This is a genomic window from Prosthecobacter sp. (genome assembly GCF_034366625.1).
In the GTDB taxonomy this organism is placed as follows: domain Bacteria; phylum Verrucomicrobiota; class Verrucomicrobiia; order Verrucomicrobiales; family Verrucomicrobiaceae; genus Prosthecobacter.
In genome coordinates this window covers 68,101-86,536 of the sequence record NZ_JAXMIH010000028.1, presented here as the reverse complement: position 1 = coordinate 86,536, position 18,436 = coordinate 68,101, and the positions used below count along the sequence as shown (strand labels likewise).

Sequence of the window (18,436 nt, the reverse complement as noted above, 5' to 3'; positions counted from 1 at the left end):
AGCGTAGAGATGGCACTCCATGAAACGCCTGCTCCTCCCGATCGTCGTCGCTTCCTGTGTCTCCGCCTTGGCTCAAAAGGCCGCGCCTCCACAATCCGATCTCGAAGTGCTGCTCCAGCACATGATTCTCCCGTCGAATCTTCCAGTCTCCGAAGCGCAGGCCTTCTGCGAAGCGAAGGTGCCGCGTATGCCAAAGGTGACGTCTCTGGCTGAGTGGCAGACATTCGCTAATGAAACACGCCGCGATGTGCTGGACAAGATCGTCTTCCGGGGCGCACTCGCCAAACAGTGGAGAGATGCGAAGACGAAAGTGGAATGGCTCGACACCATCGGAGGTGGTCCCGGTTATCACATCAAGAAGCTGCGTTACGAAGCTCTGCCGGGCCTGTGGATTCCCGCGCTGCTGTATCAGCCAGACAAAGTGCAGGTGAAGATGCCCGTGCATCTCGCCGTGAACGGCCATGATGCCGTCGGCAAAGCCGCGCCTTACAAACAGATCCGCTGCATCAACCTCGCCAAGCGCGGGATCGCCAGCCTGAATGTCGAATGGCTCGGCATGGGGCAGCTCCGCACCGATGGTTTCGTCCACACGCGCATGAACCAGCTCGATCTCTGCGGCGTCAGCGGCCTCGCGCCGTTTTATCTCTCGATGTCGCGTGGGCTCGACATCCTCCTTGCACTGCCAGACGCCGATCCCGCACGCGTCGCGGTCAGCGGCCTCTCCGGCGGCGGCTGGCAGACCATCACCATCAGCTCGCTCGACACGCGCGTGACGCTGTGCAATCCCGTCGCGGGTTACTCCAGTTTCCGCACTCGTGCCGAATTCCCGTCTGACCTCGGTGATTCCGAGCAGACACCGAACGATCTCGCGACCGTCGCCGATTACACACATCTCACCGCCATGCTCGGCGGTCGTGCTGCCTTGCTGACGTTTAATGCGAAGGACAACTGCTGTTTCGCGTCCGATCACGCCCTGCCACCGCTGCTGGATGCTGCGCAGCCTGTTTTCAAGCTTTACGGCCAGCCGGAGCGCCTGCGTTCGCACGAGAATTTCGATCCTGGTACGCACAACTACGAGATCGACAACCGCCAGGCCTTCTACCGCATGATAGGAGACGTCTTCTTCACGGCCGACGCCAGCTTCGACGCCAAGGAGATCCCCTGTGACATGGAAGTGAAGACCAAGGAGCAACTCGATGTCCCCCTTCCCGCCGACAACCTTGATTTTCACCAACTCGCCATGAGCGCCGGCAAGGATCTGCCTCGCGATCCAGCCAACGCCACTCGTGAGAAACTGGCCGGGATCGTGAAATACGAATCCTTCTCCACGACCGCCACTCAGACCGGTGAAGAAACACGCGGCGGCATCAAGGCCGCCTTCTGGAAGCTGCGCATGGGGGATGCCTGGACAGTGCCAGTCGTTGAGCTTGCACGCGGTAACGTGACCGGCACCACGATTCTCATCGCCGATGAAGGCCGCAAAAGCTCAGCCAAAGACATTGAGACATTGCTTGCTTCCGGCCAGCGCGTCCTCAGCGTCGATCCATTTGGCATCGGTGAATCACAGACAGAGCGCCGCTCATATCTCTACGCCCTGCTTGTCGCCACCGTGGGTCATCGTGCGCTTGGCATCGAGGCCGGGCAGGTCAGCGCCGTGTCACGCTGGGCGGTCGATCACTTTCAAACGAAAGCCACGGTGCGGACCATCGGTCCGCGCGGCAGTCTCGTCGCTCTCGTGGCCAAGGCCATGGAGCCCAGGAGCCTGGGTCCATTGCAGCCCTCGCAGCACATCGAGAGCCTGCACGGCATTCTGCTCAACAACTGGACTGTGATCGAGAAGCCTGAACTGTTCTGCTTTGGCCTGCTCGAATGCTTTGATGTGCCGCAGTTGAAGGCGCTGGCAGAAAAGGCCGACTGATCAGTTTGGCCATGGGTTCGGACTCGACCACAAGATGCGAGCCACGAAGGTCGCGCCTTCGGCACCGCGTTGCTTTGAATCCTTCATGAACATGCCTTCAGAGACGGTGATCCATGACTCGTTCTCGTTGATGGAGCAGGCGCCGAAGTTGCCCAGTTCGGCCCCGCGTTCGGGAACGACAATCTTTTCCGTGCTGCGGAGGATGTGGAGTTTCTCCGTATCCACGCGGGCCATGAACAGCGGCGCGCGATGGCGGACGATGTGGTCATTGTTCGCGCCGCGTCGGGTGTAGATGAGAAACAGGCCGTCGCTATGGGCCAGCCAGTGCTGCTGCGTGTTGTAGCTGCCCAGTTCGGCGCCGTCGTCGAAGGTCCAGGGCTTCGGCTCGGCAAATTGCAGGCCGTCATCGCTGGTGCTGACGTAACCGCGCACATCGTTGCGCAACGTGAGGTAGTAGCGGCTGCCAAAGGCGATCAGCGACGGTTCATACAGGCCGCGGGCGACATCGAGCCGCAGCACGTTGCCGTTGCGCACGAAGGTGAGCTTTTCGCCATTGAAACGGCATTCGGCGACGGTGGTGCTGTAGCGATCCTTCGCGCTCGTGCCGATGTAGAGCGGGATGAGCAGCGTGCCATTGGGTTTCACCAGCCATTGCGCACAGGCGTTGCGGGCGAAGTTGAATTGGTCATCCGCAGGCAGCTCCAGAGCCTGCCAGGGCGTCCATTTCGTGGTCTTCGGATCGTAAACAGCATACACGGTCTGATGCGCACGCTTCACATCGTCGAGTTGAGCCCCCTTCGGGCTGTAACGAACGCGGCAGCCGATGGCGATGAGTTTGCCAGTCTTCTCATGCCAGCCGGGTGTCACATCGGCCACGCTGATCGTGACGCCATCTGGCTGCTGCTGCCAGTCCAGTTCGGGCGTGAGCACCGGGCCCGTCCACGGCCCGTCCACGCCGCTGCGTGTCATGAAATGCAGGCCTGAGTAGTAGTCGGAGACTTTGAGGTGCTTCTGGATCGTCATCAGCACTCCGCCGGGGATCGCTGCCGCACGCGGATGGAACCAGAGGAATCGGCCGTCATCGTGTTTCATCACCGTTTCGAGCTTCACAGTGAAGTGGAGCGGCTCGGCGGCGTGCAAAAAGGGCACGGCAGCCATCAGTAGAACCAAAAGAAGGGATTTCATGGTGTTGGAATACGTGTCTGTGCGGGCCTTACCATCGTCATCAGCACACCGCAGACGAGCAGTCCGCCCGCAGCGCATTGAAACAGCGTGCTGACGCTGATTTGTGCATCACGTAACGCACCACCGACATACACGGTGATGCCGCCGACGATGCAGGAGAACATGTTTAGCACGCCGTAGCCGGTGGCGCGGTAGCGGCTGTCGGACACCTGGCAGAGGATGGGCATCAGATTGGCATCGGAAAATACGCGCGTGAAACCGTAGATCGACAGCCCTGCGATGGCGAACGCCAGCACACTTGTGTTCGCGACCAGCAGTGTGGCCGGCGCGGCGATGAACAAGCCGATGGCAGGCACGAGGATGCGTGCGCGGTTGTTGGTCTTGCTCCAGCGATCCGCCCACACGCCGCCGACCAGTTTGCCCAGCAGCATCGCGACCGCGAGATAACTGGTGGCGGAGATGCCCGCCGCGCCTTGGTCGAGCTTGAACTGCTCTTTGAAGAAGGTGGGCATCCAGCCCATCACCGCCCAGCCTGCCAGCGCCAGCAGGCCCCAGAAGGCGAGTAAAAGAATAAACGAGCCGCTGCTGAACAAACTGACGAGCGCCTGACCGAGTCGTGGCTGTTCCGCAGTCAAGGTCACATCCCCACTCTCGCGTGGCGGGTCACGCAGCACGAACAACAATCCAACGGCATAGGCGACACCGAACAGTCCGAACACATCGAACGCCGCGGCCCATCCATGCTTCTCCGCCACCCAGCCGCCGATGCCCGCAAGGCCCGTGCCCACGCTCAAACCGGTCATGTGAATGCCCGTGGCGAGTGAGCGAGTGCTGCCGCGATGATAATCAGCGATCAAAGCGAGCGCGGCAGGCAGATACGCCGCCTCGCTCAACCCCATGAGCGCGCGCACGACGATCAGCTCCTCAAAACTCCGCGCATGACCCGTGAGCCACGTCAGCAGCGACCACACGAGCAGGCTGAACACGATCAGGCGGCTGCGATTGAAGCGATCAGCCAGGAATCCGGCGAACGGGCTCAGCAATCCATACACCCAAAGGAAAACCGAGGTCAGCAGGCCAAACTGCGCGTCCGTCATCGGCACCGCCTGCGTGAGTGAATCACGCATCGTGGTGATCATGATGCGGTCCAGGTAGTTCAGCGCCGCAACGACCCACAGCACGCCCACGATGAGCCACGCGCGCGGCAGACGATCGGTGTGAGGCGTTTCTGCGCGGGTGTCGGCTGTCATGGGATCATCGTGATGTCCTTCCGCAGCTTCAGGCGACCGAGCTTGTGTTCGCCGATCAACCAGACCTGTAGCGTGCCCGGTTTCTTCAGCAGTCCGGCGGGAATGGTGAGGGCACCCGCGCGTCTTTGCTCCTCGCTGAGGAAGAGCGGATGGCGTCCGTAGCTGTCCGCCGAGTTCCAGAGATAGACGGCGATGACTTTCATATTCTCAGCGCCGAACCCGACCTTCCAACCACCCGCGAAAGGCACGCTGTCGGCAGGCAGACGGAGGTCGAGATCACACACGGCAAACTCACAGGCTTGGCTTTGCGAACCATCTTTGTGAATCACATGTGCTGTGTAGTCGCCGCAGGTGTCGAAGCTGCGCTCATGCAAGCCGGGGCCCTCGAGTGCGATCTCCTCCATCACTTTTTCGCCACGGCGGATGACCAAGGTTCTCACGTCGAGCTTGTCGCGATCCATGACGTGAAACTTCACCGCCTTGCCCTTTTGATACGGCACCCAGTCTCCGAGATCGAGCAGCAGCGTGCGATTGATCTTCGGCGCGGTGGCATCGGCCGCATAGTTCGGGAAAAGTAGCGGCTCGGAGCGGTTCGTGCCGCGCCATGCATCGAGGTCGGTGATGCGAAAGAGTTGCTTGTTCCGCGAGGCGAGATGCTTGTTGAAGGCTGCGGCGCTGCGTTCCGTGGTCGCGGTGGTCGGCGGACGGCTTTCCTCGATGCGCACGGAGATCACGCGACCTTGATCGTCCTTCGTCACCGCCGTCACCATCTCCACATGCGAGCCGGAGGTCTCCGTGGCGTGTGGCGTGTAAATCATATCACCGACCTGCGCAGCCTCGGCCGACTGCGGCTCCACCAGTGTGATGCCGCCGCTGATTCCAGGTCCATAGCGACGGCTCACCTCCCAGATGCCGCAGCCCAGTGCGTAGCTGGTGTAGGAGGAGCAAACGGTGCCGTAATAAGCTGCTGCATTGGAAACTTTGCCCGTGAGGTTTTCGGTGTAGAGCACGCTCAGCGGATTCTCCACAGCGGCAAGGAAGGTACGCAATCCGATGTCGAAGCCGATGTATCGTCCCTCCGACCTCACGCTGGAGTAGGGCACGCCGGTGTATTCCTTTCCCGCTTCAAAGAAGCCACCCTTTCGGTTCGGCAAGGTTCCGGCGACCGGCGTCCATTTCACCCGCGAAAGGATGCGGGCATGCGCGGCGGTGCGCTCCTGCCAGGTTTGGGAAGCCTGTTCCTGCTGGCCGGCACGGGGTTTATCCGCAGCCCTCAGAGCTCCCGGCGACATGAGAAGGGCGGCCATGGCGGCAAACCATGCACGGCAAGGAGCGAGTGCGGTAATCATGAGGTCGGCTGGAAGTGAGTGATGGCTAAACGGAGTCCGAAGGCCGGAACTGGTCGGCAAAAGAGGCGAAGAACACAGGCTCACCGCTCGCATTCACCGCACCTCCTCCCAGTCAAACTCGAGCCGGATGATGCCGGGGTTCTTCTTCGCGCCGCTTTTGTAGGTGATGACGTGGAAACGCGTGCGCCCGTCACGCTCCGTCCAATATGGCTGGGCGTAGTAGCCATCGGCCACCGGTTGCTTCTCCGCATTGTCCAAGATCACATGCTGTGTGATGTCGAGCGTGTGCGGGTCAAACTTGAACAAGGCAAGCTGCATCAGCCCCGGCGCGGCCCAGTTGCGCCCAAGCAGATACGATGCGCCATCACGCTGAAACAAACGCGGCCTGCCGATATGCGAGGTGATGACCTGATGCGCGGCAGTGATGTCTTTCTTCTCAATCAACTTGAACTCCGCGTCCGTGCGCAGCAGCCATTCGCGATTGTCGTAACCACGCGCGGTGACGATGAAGCCATCGCCATGCGCCATGAACGCGCTTTCATTGATCGGTGCGTTGCCGAGTTCGTTTGTGATGCTGCGCACGAAGCGCCACGTCAGGCCGTTGTCATCGCTGCGGATCACATCCACGGATCCCGGCTGGCTCTTCGTCTTGTGAACGAGCTTTCCACCGGTGAGATTCGCAAAGGTCATCACCAGCACCCACGTCGTCTGGCCGCGTGTGATCGAGTCAAACGCATAGCCATACTCCACGCCATCGATCACGCCCGCCCGATGCACCGGCGCGAAGGTCTTGCCGCCGTTGTTGGACCTCACCACTGCCAATCCCGTCCGCAGCGAGCCCTGCGCCTCCTGCGCGTCGATGTAGTTCGCCACGTCCCCGTTCCCAAACCGCACCCATTCGCCCATCTGCATGATCTCGCCCTTCACCTCTGCCAGTGTGCCCGTGGCGAGGACTTTGCCAGATGCCTTGTCCAGCCTCAGCAGCACCTGCGTCGCTCCCGCATCCGCCGCGTGTGCTTTCCCGCGCTTGAAGCACACCAGCACCTCGCTCCCGAGATCCAGCACTGCCGGGAACGCCAGGTAGTCTCCGCCCGTCGCCAGCGTGTGAACGGATTTCTTCACAGGCAGAAATGGCTCCTGAGCAAGCGACTGCCAGCAAAGCAGCAAGGTGGCGGAAAGAAGGCAGGCTTTCATAAGGATCAGGCATACGCCCGCACTTCGACGATGCGTGCATGGTCGAGACCGTTCGTGGCGGTCACTTGGATGCGCAGCGCGGTGGCGTGCTCGGTTTGCTCCAGAAGATGCGAGCGACGGCGCTGGTAGTTGTGCGCCACCTTCAGCACATCCTGCCAACCATGGGTGGTTTCGAGGCTCAAAACGTAATCACGCACCGTTTCCGACTGTGGTTGTCCCCAGAGCATTTTTTGGGTGTAGCCGTCGGCTTGTGAAAGCGTGAGGAGGCGATGCTGGCCGGAGTCGAAAATCAGCACGACCTCGCGGATACAAACAGGCTCGTCCCAGCGGATTTCCAGCCACGCGGGCACCTCTTCACTCATCCAACGCTGCACGCCCTCTTGCCGCCGATCCGTCGGGACATTGGTGACGATGCGGGTGAATCCACTGCGCACGTTTTCAGGCTCCGCGCCAAGTTTGATGCTGGATGCGTTGATTTGTGCGGCCTGGCGGACGAGATCGCACGCGTCGTCGTTTCGCAGACCGATCAAATGGCAGTCGTCTTTGAGGAGTTGCTGCTGGATGGCGTACATCAGACTGGAGTCTGCCGCGATGTCGAAGGGCAACACGTTTTGCTTCAAAGCGAGCGCCGCCGCGGTGCCGACGCCTTGGCCGATGACGGCACAGGTGGCCATGACGCGGGTGGAGGCGAAGGCGATATGTGTGGCGGAGATGTTGCGGCCGGCAAACATCAGATTGCGCGGTCCGGTGGACACACAGCAGCGCAGCGGGATGTCGTAGATGTAGGGCAAATGATGCTGAGTGCAGGGCGGCAGCTCAGGTGCATCGACGCCCTCCGGCGGATGTGTGTCGATGGGCCAGCCGCCATAGGCAATGGCATCGGGGAAGGCGCGGGAGGTGATGAGATCGTTCTCCGTGAGGATGTGCTGGCCGATGAAGCGCCTGCTCTCGCGCTTGCCGGGCACGAAGCCGATCCACTCCAGCGCCCAGTGCGAGGCGTCGATGTCGGAGTGGTTTTTGACGAAGTCCCAGACGCCGAGCGTGATGGCGAGCAGCTCGTCGCGGATGCGTTCGTTGTCCTTCAACGTGTCGAGACAGCCGCCCCACTCGATCCACCAATAGCCGTATTCGAGGCCGAGATCGAAGCCGCTCTGGCCATAGGGCCGCAGTTTGAAATCCTTCGCGCTGAAGCGCCGTGCCCAAGGAGGCGCGGTGAAAGGCATCTCGCGGCCGTGCTTGCGAGCCTGGAACATGATCGACGAGCCGAGCGTCTTCGAGTCCGCCTCGTTCTGCGCAAGGGATTCGCCAAACTGCGCCTTGCTCTCGCGTCCGCGCATGAACGGCGCGCCTGCCTCGATGCCAAGCCGACCGTCGCCAGTGCAATCGACGAAGGTCTTTGCTCGAATGACGAAAGCATCCTCCGTGGACGGCCTCTCGGCGCGCACCTCGCGAATGAGCCCATCCTCGGCCACCGCACTGACGACGGTGGTGTTGAGATAAAGCGTCATGTTCGGTTCACGACGGCATTTGTCGTAAAGCAGGAGATCCATGAGCGCGGGCGAGCGCTGCGGATTCTGCACGGCAAGGTCGAGACGCAGTTCCTCAATGATGCCGCCCTCGCGCAGCTCGTTTTGCAGCTCCTTGCCGCCGCTGAGTCCCGTGGCACCGACGATGTGCATGCGCACCTCACTGCTCGCATTGCCGCCGAGCACGCTGCGGTCCTGGCAAAGGATCACGCGCGTGCCGAGACGTGCCGCTGCGAGCGCACAGCACACACCCGCGATGCCGCCACCCGCCACGAGCAGGTCGCATTCGAGAGTCTGCTCGGTCACGGGCATGGCGCGTCAGAGTTGTACCGCCGCGCGGGCTGCTTTCATACCGGTGGAAACGCAGCGGAAGTCGCTGATCACATTGAAGAAGCGGAAGCCCATGTCGTGATAGCCCTTCACCTGCTCCGGGGCACAGGGAATGGCCGCGACCTTGCCGTGACGAGCACATGCATCAGCCACGCTCTGCAAAATCACCCGCACCTCGGGATCGTCCGTCTTGCCGAATTTGCCAAGGCCCAGCGTGAGATCAGCGGGACCGACAAACAGCACATCCACACCCGGCGTGGCCGCGATTTCATCAACATACGGCACCACTTCCGGCTCCTCGATCTGCACGACGAGGAAATTCTCGTCATTCGCCTTCGCTAGATACTCCGCAGGCGGGATGCGGCCAAAATCCGCCTCCGCATGAATGCCATCGAAGCCACGCGCGCCGAGCGGCGGAAACTTCATAGCACTCACCACTTCGCGCACTTCGTCGACATGCTTCACACGCGGCAGCATGATGCCACGCGCACCGGCTTCGATGAGATGCAACACGTCCGTGTAGTTCGATGGCTTCACTCGAATCAACGCGTCAGCGCCACCGAGCCGGCAGGCCTGAATTAGCGCATACACCATTGAGGCATCCCCGCGCTTATGCTCCAGACAGATCCACACGGCGTCGTAGCCCGATGAGGCGATTATTTCGACCAGTTCAGGGTCGGTGTAGCAGGACTTGGCCGTGACGACGGTTTCGCCTGCACGGATTTTCTTCAAGACGGCGGAAGGCTGCATGCAAGGTGGGCTTTTCAAATCTCCGACTCTTTCGGCACCACAAACGGCGCACGATACTCGCGGGTGAGCAGTGCGTTCGCGGCGGCGTTGTCGAGGAAGGATTCCTTCTCGCCATCCACGCGGAGATGCTGGCCGAGCGTGAGCTGCGTTTTGTCGAGATCGACTCCGGCTTCGGCGAGGTAGTGTTTCGTGCGCTCCAGGGTGTCCTGCACGTCTTCGTGGGCTTTGATGTCGCCGAGATGCTTCGAAATGTCGTTCACGGAGGTTTTCGAGCCGAGGCGATACGAGATATTCGCGATGTGGCAGAGCGCGGTGCTTTGATGGCCTTCCTTGATGTCAGCGGTGAGGTCGGTGTGCTTGCGGCTGCGCACGGTGCGGAGGAAGTTGGCGAAGTGGTTCTCCGATTTGCCTCCTTCAAAGGCGCGGACGAGGTTGCCTTTCGGATCGAAGAGGCTCGTGTCGGCGATGATGCCTTCGCTGCCGTAGAAGAACCACATGGATTTGATCGTGGGATGAAACGGCGCGGTTTTGAGGCCGCGGGTTTCGGAGACGATGGTCTTGTCGCCGAAGTCGAAGATGCCGACCTGCGAGTTTGGCGTCTCCGCCACGTCGGTGTAGCCGAGGCGACCGCCATAACTCATCACACTGCGACCCAATCCGGTAACGCCGAGGCCCCAGCGGCAGATGTCGAGCGAGTGGACGTTGTTGTTGCCGATCTCGCCGTTGCCGGTGTCCCAGAACCAGTGCCAGTCATAGTGGAACTTCAGCCGCGTGAGCTTCGTCATCGGCGCGGGACCGGCCCAGAGGTCGTAATCGCAACGCGGCGGCATCGCACACTCCGCCGGGCCGCCGATGCTGCCGCGTCCGCTGTAGATGATGCTCTTCGCCAGCTTCACCTCGCCCAGTTTGCCCTCGCGCATGAACTTCACCGCCTCGGCCAAAGCGCCGCGCGACCGGTTCTGCGTGCCCGTCTGCGCGATGCGCCCCAGCTTCCGCGCCACTTGCACGATGCGGCGGCCTTCCTCGACATTCTGGCTCACCGGCTTCTCGACATACACATCCTTGCCCGCCTGCATCGCCCAGATCGCCGCCAGCGCATGCCAGTGATTCGGCGTGGCGATGAAAACGACATCCACCGCCTTGTCTTCGAGCACCTTTCGCAAATCCTGCACCTTCTTCGGCATCGGGCGCTTCAGTTCGACCAGCAACGCACCCACTTCATCCGCGCGGTCGAGATCAGGATCGCAAACATAAGCCACATCGCAATCCACCAGCCGCGCCAGCTCCCGAGCATGCGCTTTCCCACGAATCCCACAGCCGATGATCGCGGCGGTGAGCTTTTCGTTCGGGCTGCTTGATGTCGGGTCGGCAGCGAAGAGCTGAGAAGGAAGGGCAACAGCGGCAGTGGCCATCAAGGAGTCTTCAAAGAAACGGCGGCGTGTGGATGTGAGCATGGTGGTTAGGGGGAGAGATTCAGTTCGGCCAAGTAGATCGCGGTGATTGTCTTGCTGGCCTCGTCCTTCTCATGGCTCGAATACCAGGAGATGAGGCCCTTGGTCGGTGAAAGCTCGATGAAGCCTGGATACGAGTTGTCGCCGCCGCTAGGGAGTTCGGCGAACTCGTGGAACTTGTCGCCGACGAGCCAACCGAGGGATGTTTTCGGGCCGCGATCCTTGGTTTGGTTGCGTCCGCCGACGAGGATGTGATCGCTCCATTTCACCAGCAGCGGGCCGCCGACGAAACGGTCGAGCGGGCGGCGGTTCCAGTCGGTGTAGGGCGGTTTGGAGCTGGCGAGCATGGAATTGCCTCCTCCGTTGCGATCCAGGGCCAAAACGCTGCCGTCCTTCTCGAAGAAGAAGGCCGTTTCATTGCCGCCAGACTCCTGAAAGTAGGCGCGATGGCGGAAGATGATGCCGTCATCACTTTCGAGCATGATGGACTGGTTGTGGCCGCGCTCTCCCATCACGCTGACGGCAAAATTGGCCTTACGCCGTCCACAGAGGTAGGCTTTGCCGTCGCAGGTGGCGGCTCGCCAGATGTAGTAGCCAAAGGTGCCTTCCAGCAGCGTGGGATCGCTCCATTTCGTGCCATCCGGCGATGATACTGCAAAGCCGAGCTGCTTGTTCATGTCATAGTCCTTTCGATCCAACAGGCCCGACCCGGTCCACCATGTGCCGGTGTAGAGGAAGAGCTGGCCGTTGAAGTCGAGGAAGTGCGGATCACGCGTATCGCGGTCTTTGACGCTGAAACGATGCACCTGCGTCCACGTCGCTCCTTCATCCGTGCTGCGCATGATGATGACCGAGGCCGTGTTGAATACCATGTGGCCGTTCGGGCAACTGCGGAAGCACAGGTATAGCTGGCCTTTGAAGCGAACGAGGTCGGTGAACGCGTTGTGCTCGCCGTTGTGAAAGACGCGGCGGATGTTCGTGACGGTCACTTTCGGTGGCTCGGCTTGAAGAACGCCAAGAAGCCCGGCCAGGAGGAAAAGAAGTGTGCGCATGGCTTACTTGAGCAGTTTTTCCGCCTCCACCTTCGCCTTCGCGAGCACATCGGCGAGTGACACGGGTTTGCCGCCCTGGCGGAGGCTTTCGTCGGCGGCTTCCATGAAGGTAAAGATCTCGATGGTCTCCTCCGCGCTCACCGGTGGCGTGCCGCTGCGGAAGAATTTGCCGATCTGGCGGCAGAGGCCCTCGTAGCTCACGGCTTTCGCGGCCTGACCGATGCTTTTGCTGCCATAGGCCACCGCGCCGAAGTCCGCCTTGCCCTTCACGATGCCGCGATACGCGCCGATGCGCCCGTCTTTCCAAGTGCCGGTGGCGATGTCGTTGTTAGCACCTTTGACGCGTGAAACTGTCTCACAGCCCGTGCCCATGATTGTGTAGAGCGCCTCGACGCCGTGGATGCCGTAGAAGAAAAAGTCCGGCGTGCCCTCTTGATACGAGCATGGACCCCAGGTCGCAGCGCCGAGGATGTCGCCGACCTCGGCGTTGCCTTTGAGCGCCATCAACTCAGGACCAAAGCGTGAGGATGAGCTGCTGAAAAAAGGCACGTTGTGCTTCTTCGCCAGTTCCACGATGGCGATGGCCTCGGCAAGCGTGCCAGCGAGTGGTTTGTCGATGAAGACCGGTTTGCCCGCTTTGAAGATTTCCCGTGCTTCCTTGAGGTGGATGCGGCCATCGACGCTCTCCAGCAGGATGACATCGACTTTTTCGAGCAGCTTCGGGATCGAATCGACAATCTCCACGCCCATGTCGCGAAGCTGCTGCGTGAACTTTTCTTTGCGGGTGGCGCTGGCGGGCATGTCTGTGCCGCCCGTGTAGCCGGTGGTCACTTTGATTCCTGCCAGCTCGCCCTCCGTCTCGCCTTTGTTGAAAAGCTTCGTGAAGGCCGGCACATGCGAGGTATCGAGCCCGACAATGCCCGCGCGGAGCTGTTTGAGGCCGTCTTGAGCAATGGCGGTGCCGCAGAGAAGGAGTGCGAGGAGGAGGTGTTTCATGGCTGTTCCTTCAAAAGGTCCGAGATGGTCTGTTTCATCAATTTTTCTGACTCAGGGGCCGCATAGGCCTGCGATGGCTCGTAGCCGCCTTCGATGAAAGAGTGCTCCAGCGGGATGTAACCGGTGACGCCGTCGCCATAGCTCGCGGTGCAGACAAAACCTCCCGCACGCTGCTGCTGCGCGAAGAGTTGATACTCGACGAAACTCTCGCCCGGCAGATGCAGCAGGCACACGTCATCACCGAGATGCAGGCTGGTGAAGGGAATCGGCTCGCGATGACGGATGAAGCCGATGCGCAAGGCGGCACTGATGCGCGTGGCGGGCCGTGTTTCGGTGTTTTGCAGCACCTTGAGCATGCGCTCCTCCGGGAACTCGGGATCAGGCTGCAAGACGACCGGCACATGCCGCCATGCGATCTTGGTAAGCGGCACTCGCTTCGCTTCCTTCTCCGACTCGACCATCGCCGCGTGGATGCGGCCAGCGAGCAGCGGGCGCATCGGCGGTGTGCCGTCGTTGTATTTGCCAGCACCGATATTGCCGCCGCAGCCGGTGAAGTAGATGTGTGGCACGCCGTCCTCCTGCGTGCGCTTTTCACGGGCAATGCCAGCGAAGTCATGGCTCACGATGCCGTCGCCGTAGTAGCTCATCGGGTGCGTGGCGTAGTAGTGCAGCGCGGCGAGCTTCTTGTCTCCATTCCAAAAGCTGATCGTCTTGAGCATCGGGTCGATGAGACCTTCCGGCAGCGCCCGCAGCACGGGGTCTTTCGAGCCACTGCCTCGCATCTTGCCCACCTTGCCGTCGATGACCTGCACGCGGCGATTCCCAGCAACTTCGAGCACTTTGGCTTCGCCTGTCGAGATGTGTGTGACGTTCTGCGGAGTCTTCAATGCGGCCTCAATGCTTGCTGCGACACCTGCGAGCGCTTTTTCGGTCGCAGCGGCATCGATGATGCCGATCTCCGGCAGCAGCTTCTGCGCGGCGTTGTCCACCAGCGGTGCATTGTGCTGATGCAGCGAGTGCAAGGCCACACGCTCGGGCGAAGTGCCCGCTGCCTTGGCCAGGACCTCGCGCCAGTGCATGTGGTCAGCGCCGCGAATCTCGCAGAAGTCCACCGCGCATAGAACGACGGGCTTCTCGTCACTCAAAAGCACGACACCCAGTGCCAGCAGCGGTTCGCTGACTCCCAATGCAGGTTTGACGAGTCCACCACACAACGGCGCGCCGACCGGTGGTGTCACATCAGCACGAAACGTGGCGATTTGCACCGCAAAGGCCTGAATCGGAAGCAGGAACAAACAGAGAAGTGTTTTCATGGATGGAGGATCTGCGTTTGGGCGTGCCGCTGCGAGTAGATCGAGTTCATCCCATCAGCCCCTGGATGTCGATGAGGTGAAGCTGGCGGCCATTCGCCCCATCCGGCGCGTCGATGCATACCCAGCGCTCATCGCGGCTGCTGCGTGGATGGCAGTCCACGCGCCATTCACCTTTGTATTCCGGGGGTTGCGGGAAGTAACCGAGGTCAATGCGGCGGTTCGTGGCGATGTGATACAAGTGCGGCGTCTGGATGCGGCGGACGCCTTTGGGATAGGTGTCGTTGAGGATCCACTCGTTGTTTTTCAAATAGGTGAGGTGGCCGCTGCCATCGAGCACGCCGTGGCCGATCTCGGCGACAATGCCGCTGTCCTTGTCCTCAAAGAGGAAATCGCCCCACTCCTTGTTGCCGAGCCAGTCTTTGGCCTGCGAAAGAATGTGCGTGGCATCGCGCCAGATGAAATGGGAGGCGTAGCCATTCGGGATCACGATTCGTAGATCGCTGCCGTCCATGTTAGCCGTGATGAGGCGCGTGAGATGGCCGCCTTTCGGCTGCGTCCAGCGATGCAGCATGATGAAGCGCTTCCCATCCGACCCCACGAGCAGGTGGTAGGCGTGGTGCTTCGAAGTCGGGTGGTTTTCCATCACCTCGCCGGTCTTCGAAAGCAGTTCGTGGCTGACGATCAACTTCTCCGCGCCCGTTTCCAGATTCACATGAGTCACGCCGCTGCCTTTGGGAGCCATGTCATCGAAAAAGCGGTCACGGATGCCCGCGTAACCGTAACCGGGCCGGCAATCCGCCACGCGAGAGAAATCGCAGCTCACGGCTTCTTTGCCGTTGGGGCTCAAAGCGTAGATCGGAGCCGGAAGCGTGTGCTTCTCGCCTGTTTTGACATCCATGATGTGACTGACGTAACGGTCCTTCTCACGGTCGTTCCAGATGATCTTCGATTTGGTGCCCGGGATCCATTGCAGCATGCAGCCCTGCTGCCAGTTCCAGGCATTCGACTTGCCGAGCGGAATCCATTTGTCCTTCTCCTGCAAATCGACCATGCCCACCTCGATCACATCATCCCCCGTCGGCGAGCGATGCTCAAAGTTCACCTTGTTGCAGAGCACGAAGCGGTTGTCCGGTGAGAACTGGAGCTTGTCGTAGTAGGCGAACCAGTGGAAGCCCGGCCCCTTCGTGATGACGCGGGTCGGTGGGAACTTCGGCGCTTCCTGGCCACGAGCGGCGAGAGGAGCTAGTGCGAGGGAGGAGAGGAAATGGCGGCGGTTGGTCATGCAATGACTAAAACACCGCGAGGAGGAAGATTCTTCTAGTTGCGAGTTCGGGCGCGGCATTTCGTATTCAATGGCCATGAATCGCATTCTCACCTTTTTTTGCCTCGCTCTTGCCGTTCCCACATTCGCCGAAGACTGGCCGCAGTTCATGTTCAACGCGGCGCACAGTGGCAACGCGGCCCAAATCGACATCAATGTCGAAAAACTCGGCCTGCAAGGCGCGGTGGCGATGACGGATGGCATTTACACCTCGCCCGTGGTCGCGGGCGGCAAGGTGTATGTCGTCGATGGCTCGGGCTGCGCGGCTTGTTTCGACACAGCGACGCTGAAGGAGGTCTGGCGCTTTCAAAGCAAGGGCGGCAAGCAAAACGTGAACAACGTCTCCTCGCCTGCCATCGCAGGGAAACACCTGCATTTCGGCACCACGGCCGGAATTTATTATGTGCTGGATCGCGAGACGGGCGCGGTAGTGAAGGAGATCGACTGCGGGGAGCCGATCTTCAGCACGCCGGTCGTGGCGAAGGAGCGCGTGTATGTCGCCACACTCGGCGCACAGGTGCTGGCGCTCACGTTTGAGGGCGAGCAGCAGTGGAAGTGGGATTTTGTGAAGGAAATCGTCGGTTTCGATGGCAACCGCTGGAGCGGCGAGTCCTGGGCCGCGTTTTGCGAGAAGCGCATGCTTGCCACGCTCAAACCGGGCACGAAGCCCACATCGAGTGATGGACGCGTGAACTGGAAGGATCATTTCGTATGCTCGCGCGACATCTGCCTCATCAAGGGCAACGTCGTCGTCATTCCCGCAGGCGGCAGAACGCTGTTCCTCGAAGACACGGGTGCTGCGCCGAAGCTGAAGGCCACCGGCGAGATCCCCGAGTGGTCGGGGAAAGAATTTCCAGCCACCTTCGGCCAAAGTGCCGATGACGAGGGCAACGTCTATGTGCAGTGGCACCGCCGCGACAACGCGGGTCGCGTGGACATCATGCGTCTCGAAGGCGATACACTGAAAACTGGCGATTTCGTCGCAGGCACCGACACGAACATCCGCATGGACGGCCTGCTGAGCTTTTCACCCGTGGCTATTCGTGGGAGTGAGGTGTTTCGCGTGAAGCCGGAGAGCGGACGTGGATTGATCCGACATGACATGAGCACCAAGGAATCCAAACCACTCAGCAGTGCGGGAGCCATCGCGCCGCCCGTGCTCACAAAACGGCATGCGATCTTCGGCGGGCTGGATGGGGTGCTTTACATCGCCACACTAAGCGGTGACGCGCCAATCAAGAAGTTGGGTGTCGGCACCCATGCGATTTCAGCGCCAGTGGCAGTAGCTGATGGTTTTGTTTTCGTAGCCGACGAAGGTGGTTATCTAGCAAAGTATGGTTCGCTCAAAACAGACCTGCTAACAGGCATCAATGTCACCGGGCCTGCCGTTGACGTGATCCGCAGTCCGCTCACCAGCAAACTCGCCGACGCCAAATACGACTGGTACACGAACTACGGCAACTTCGCGGGCCAGAACTCGAACAACCAGGATCTCAAGCCGCCGCTGCGCATGCGCTGGGCACGGCGGCTCGAAGGCACGGTGAAGCATCTGCCGGTCTGCGGCGGCGGAAGGCTCTACACGCACACGGCCGAGGGGCAGATCATCGCGGTGGAGCAGGACACGGGCCGTCTGCTGTGGCGGCGCTGGTGGCCGGATGTGTATTTGAGTTTCACCTCTCCGCTCTACATCGACGGCAAGCTGCTGATTCCGCAGGCGGGCATGAAAAAATCCTTCGTGCGCTGTCTCGATGCCGCCACGGGCAACATGCTGTGGGAAGCGCCGTTCACCGGCAGCCCGAGCTGGAGCCGGCAGTTCCCGCCGGTAGTCGCGGGCAAGATCGCCATTTATGCGAGCGGCAGCGGCGATTATGCGCCGCAGGGCAGCGAGAAGCCCTACACCTTCGGCGGCGAGCCGGTGAAGCCTGCGGACGGCAGCGAGGTGATGAGCTTCATCTACTCGAACGACAATCCCTATTACCCGAAAAACCATCACCCGCGCGTGTGGGCCTGGGATTTGGAAACGGGCAAGGTCGTGTGGGAGAAGGATTTTTATGACCAGGGTCGCGGCGGCAACGACTGCGGCATCTGCATCCTCGACGGCAAGCTCTACTACAGCGTGTTCTTCGGCTACGACGCCGATCAGCGCGCGCGGCGCGGCCTTCCCGTGAAAAACAACGGCCTCACCTGCTGCATCGACCCGAAGACCGGGAACATCCTCTGGCAGACCAACGACTACTACGTCACCGCCAAATGCACTCTCAGCGCCCGCGATGGGAAGCTCTACATCGGCGGCTTCAACCGTGCTCAGCAAGGCACGGACGACCGCTTCGTCTGGTGCCTGGATGCCAACACCGGCAAACTCGTCTGGAAGTCCGACGCCGTGACCTCCGCGCTCAATGTCGTCAGCGTGGGCGAGCGTTTCATGTTCTCCAACGCCCTGCGCGGCAAAGGCAACATCTTCGACCGCGAGACGGGCAAGGTCACCTTCAGCATCCTCACCAACTACGCCTGCTGCCGCTTCACCATGAGCGAGCCCTACGTGCTCGGCGCGAACATGGACATGATCGACCTCTCCCAAGAAGGCAAGCTCGTGTCCACCGGCCCCGCGATTGATTCACGTGAGTGCTTGGGCGCTGTGGTGAGCAACGGCCGCATCTTTTATACTTCGCAGGCCAGCGGCTTCGTTGTGTCGCAGACCTACGGACCGGAGTCGAAGGATCTGCCGCCTGCGTGGGAAGTGCGGGAGTAATGTGGTCCGCACAGTCCTCTGTGCGGCGCACCGCACCGCAACCAGCCTCCAA

Annotated in this window: 13 protein-coding genes; 2 read left to right on the top strand and 11 right to left on the bottom strand. The window is 60.9% G+C overall.

The window, feature by feature from the left end; genetic code table 11:
- Positions 1-19 precede the first annotated feature (19 nt).
- Positions 20-1,918 carry a hypothetical protein gene (locus U1A53_RS25525; protein ID WP_322284724.1) on the top strand — a complete coding sequence of 633 codons (1,899 nt, stop codon included), beginning with the start codon at positions 20-22 and terminating at the stop codon, positions 1,916-1,918.
- Here the strand turns inward: U1A53_RS25525 and U1A53_RS25520 are convergent, their stop codons facing one another.
- The 11 genes from U1A53_RS25520 to U1A53_RS25470 all read right to left on the bottom strand — a co-directional run bounded on the left by U1A53_RS25520 (position 1,919) and on the right by U1A53_RS25470 (position 15,596).
- Positions 1,919-3,103, bottom strand: coding sequence for a hypothetical protein (locus U1A53_RS25520; protein ID WP_322284723.1), 1,185 nt, complete (start codon positions 3,101-3,103; stop codon positions 1,919-1,921). It lies immediately after the preceding gene.
- Positions 3,100-4,353, bottom strand: coding sequence for an MFS transporter (locus U1A53_RS25515; RefSeq protein ID WP_322284722.1), 1,254 nt, complete (start codon positions 4,351-4,353; stop codon positions 3,100-3,102). Before U1A53_RS25515 ends, U1A53_RS25520 begins: the two co-directional genes overlap by 4 nt.
- Positions 4,350-5,660, bottom strand: coding sequence for a hypothetical protein (locus U1A53_RS25510; protein WP_322284721.1), 1,311 nt, complete (start codon positions 5,658-5,660; stop codon positions 4,350-4,352). Before U1A53_RS25510 ends, U1A53_RS25515 begins: the two co-directional genes overlap by 4 nt.
- A 135-nt stretch (positions 5,661-5,795) precedes the next feature.
- Entirely contained in the window at positions 5,796-6,896 is a 1,101-nt protein-coding gene (locus U1A53_RS25505) for a sialidase family protein (protein WP_322284720.1), read from the bottom strand.
- A 5-nt stretch (positions 6,897-6,901) separates the two neighbouring features.
- Positions 6,902-8,734, bottom strand: a complete 1,833-nt coding sequence (locus tag U1A53_RS25500) for an FAD-dependent oxidoreductase (RefSeq protein WP_322284719.1) — start codon at positions 8,732-8,734, stop codon at positions 6,902-6,904.
- Between the two features lie 6 nt (positions 8,735-8,740).
- A complete protein-coding gene (locus U1A53_RS25495) occupies positions 8,741-9,502 on the bottom strand; it encodes an aldolase/citrate lyase family protein (protein WP_322284718.1) in 762 nt (253 codons plus the stop codon).
- A 14-nt stretch (positions 9,503-9,516) separates the two neighbouring features.
- Positions 9,517-10,956 carry a Gfo/Idh/MocA family oxidoreductase gene (locus U1A53_RS25490; RefSeq protein ID WP_322284717.1) on the bottom strand — a complete coding sequence of 480 codons (1,440 nt, stop codon included), beginning with the start codon at positions 10,954-10,956 and terminating at the stop codon, positions 9,517-9,519.
- 5 nt (positions 10,957-10,961) lie between these two features.
- Positions 10,962-12,005 (bottom strand): sialidase family protein, encoded by a 1,044-nt coding sequence (locus tag U1A53_RS25485; RefSeq protein WP_322284716.1) that lies wholly within the window; start codon positions 12,003-12,005, stop codon positions 10,962-10,964.
- 3 nt (positions 12,006-12,008) lie between these two features.
- Positions 12,009-13,001, bottom strand: a complete 993-nt coding sequence (locus tag U1A53_RS25480; RefSeq protein ID WP_322284714.1) for a Gfo/Idh/MocA family oxidoreductase — start codon at positions 12,999-13,001, stop codon at positions 12,009-12,011.
- The gene (locus U1A53_RS25475) at positions 12,998-14,314 is read right to left on the bottom strand and encodes a hypothetical protein (protein ID WP_322284713.1); all 1,317 of its coding nucleotides are present in this window, start codon (positions 14,312-14,314) and stop codon (positions 12,998-13,000) included. The genes U1A53_RS25480 and U1A53_RS25475 overlap by 4 nt, the downstream gene beginning before the upstream one ends.
- A gap of 46 nt (positions 14,315-14,360) precedes the next feature.
- On the bottom strand, positions 14,361-15,596 hold the full coding sequence (locus tag U1A53_RS25470) for a hypothetical protein (protein WP_322284712.1): 1,236 nt from the start codon (positions 15,594-15,596) through the stop codon (positions 14,361-14,363).
- A 76-nt stretch (positions 15,597-15,672) separates the two neighbouring features.
- Here U1A53_RS25470 and U1A53_RS25465 point away from each other — a divergent pair, with 76 nt between their 5' ends.
- Positions 15,673-18,384 (top strand): PQQ-binding-like beta-propeller repeat protein, encoded by a 2,712-nt coding sequence (locus U1A53_RS25465; protein ID WP_322284711.1) that lies wholly within the window; start codon positions 15,673-15,675, stop codon positions 18,382-18,384.
- The last annotated feature ends 52 nt before the right edge of the window (positions 18,385-18,436 follow it).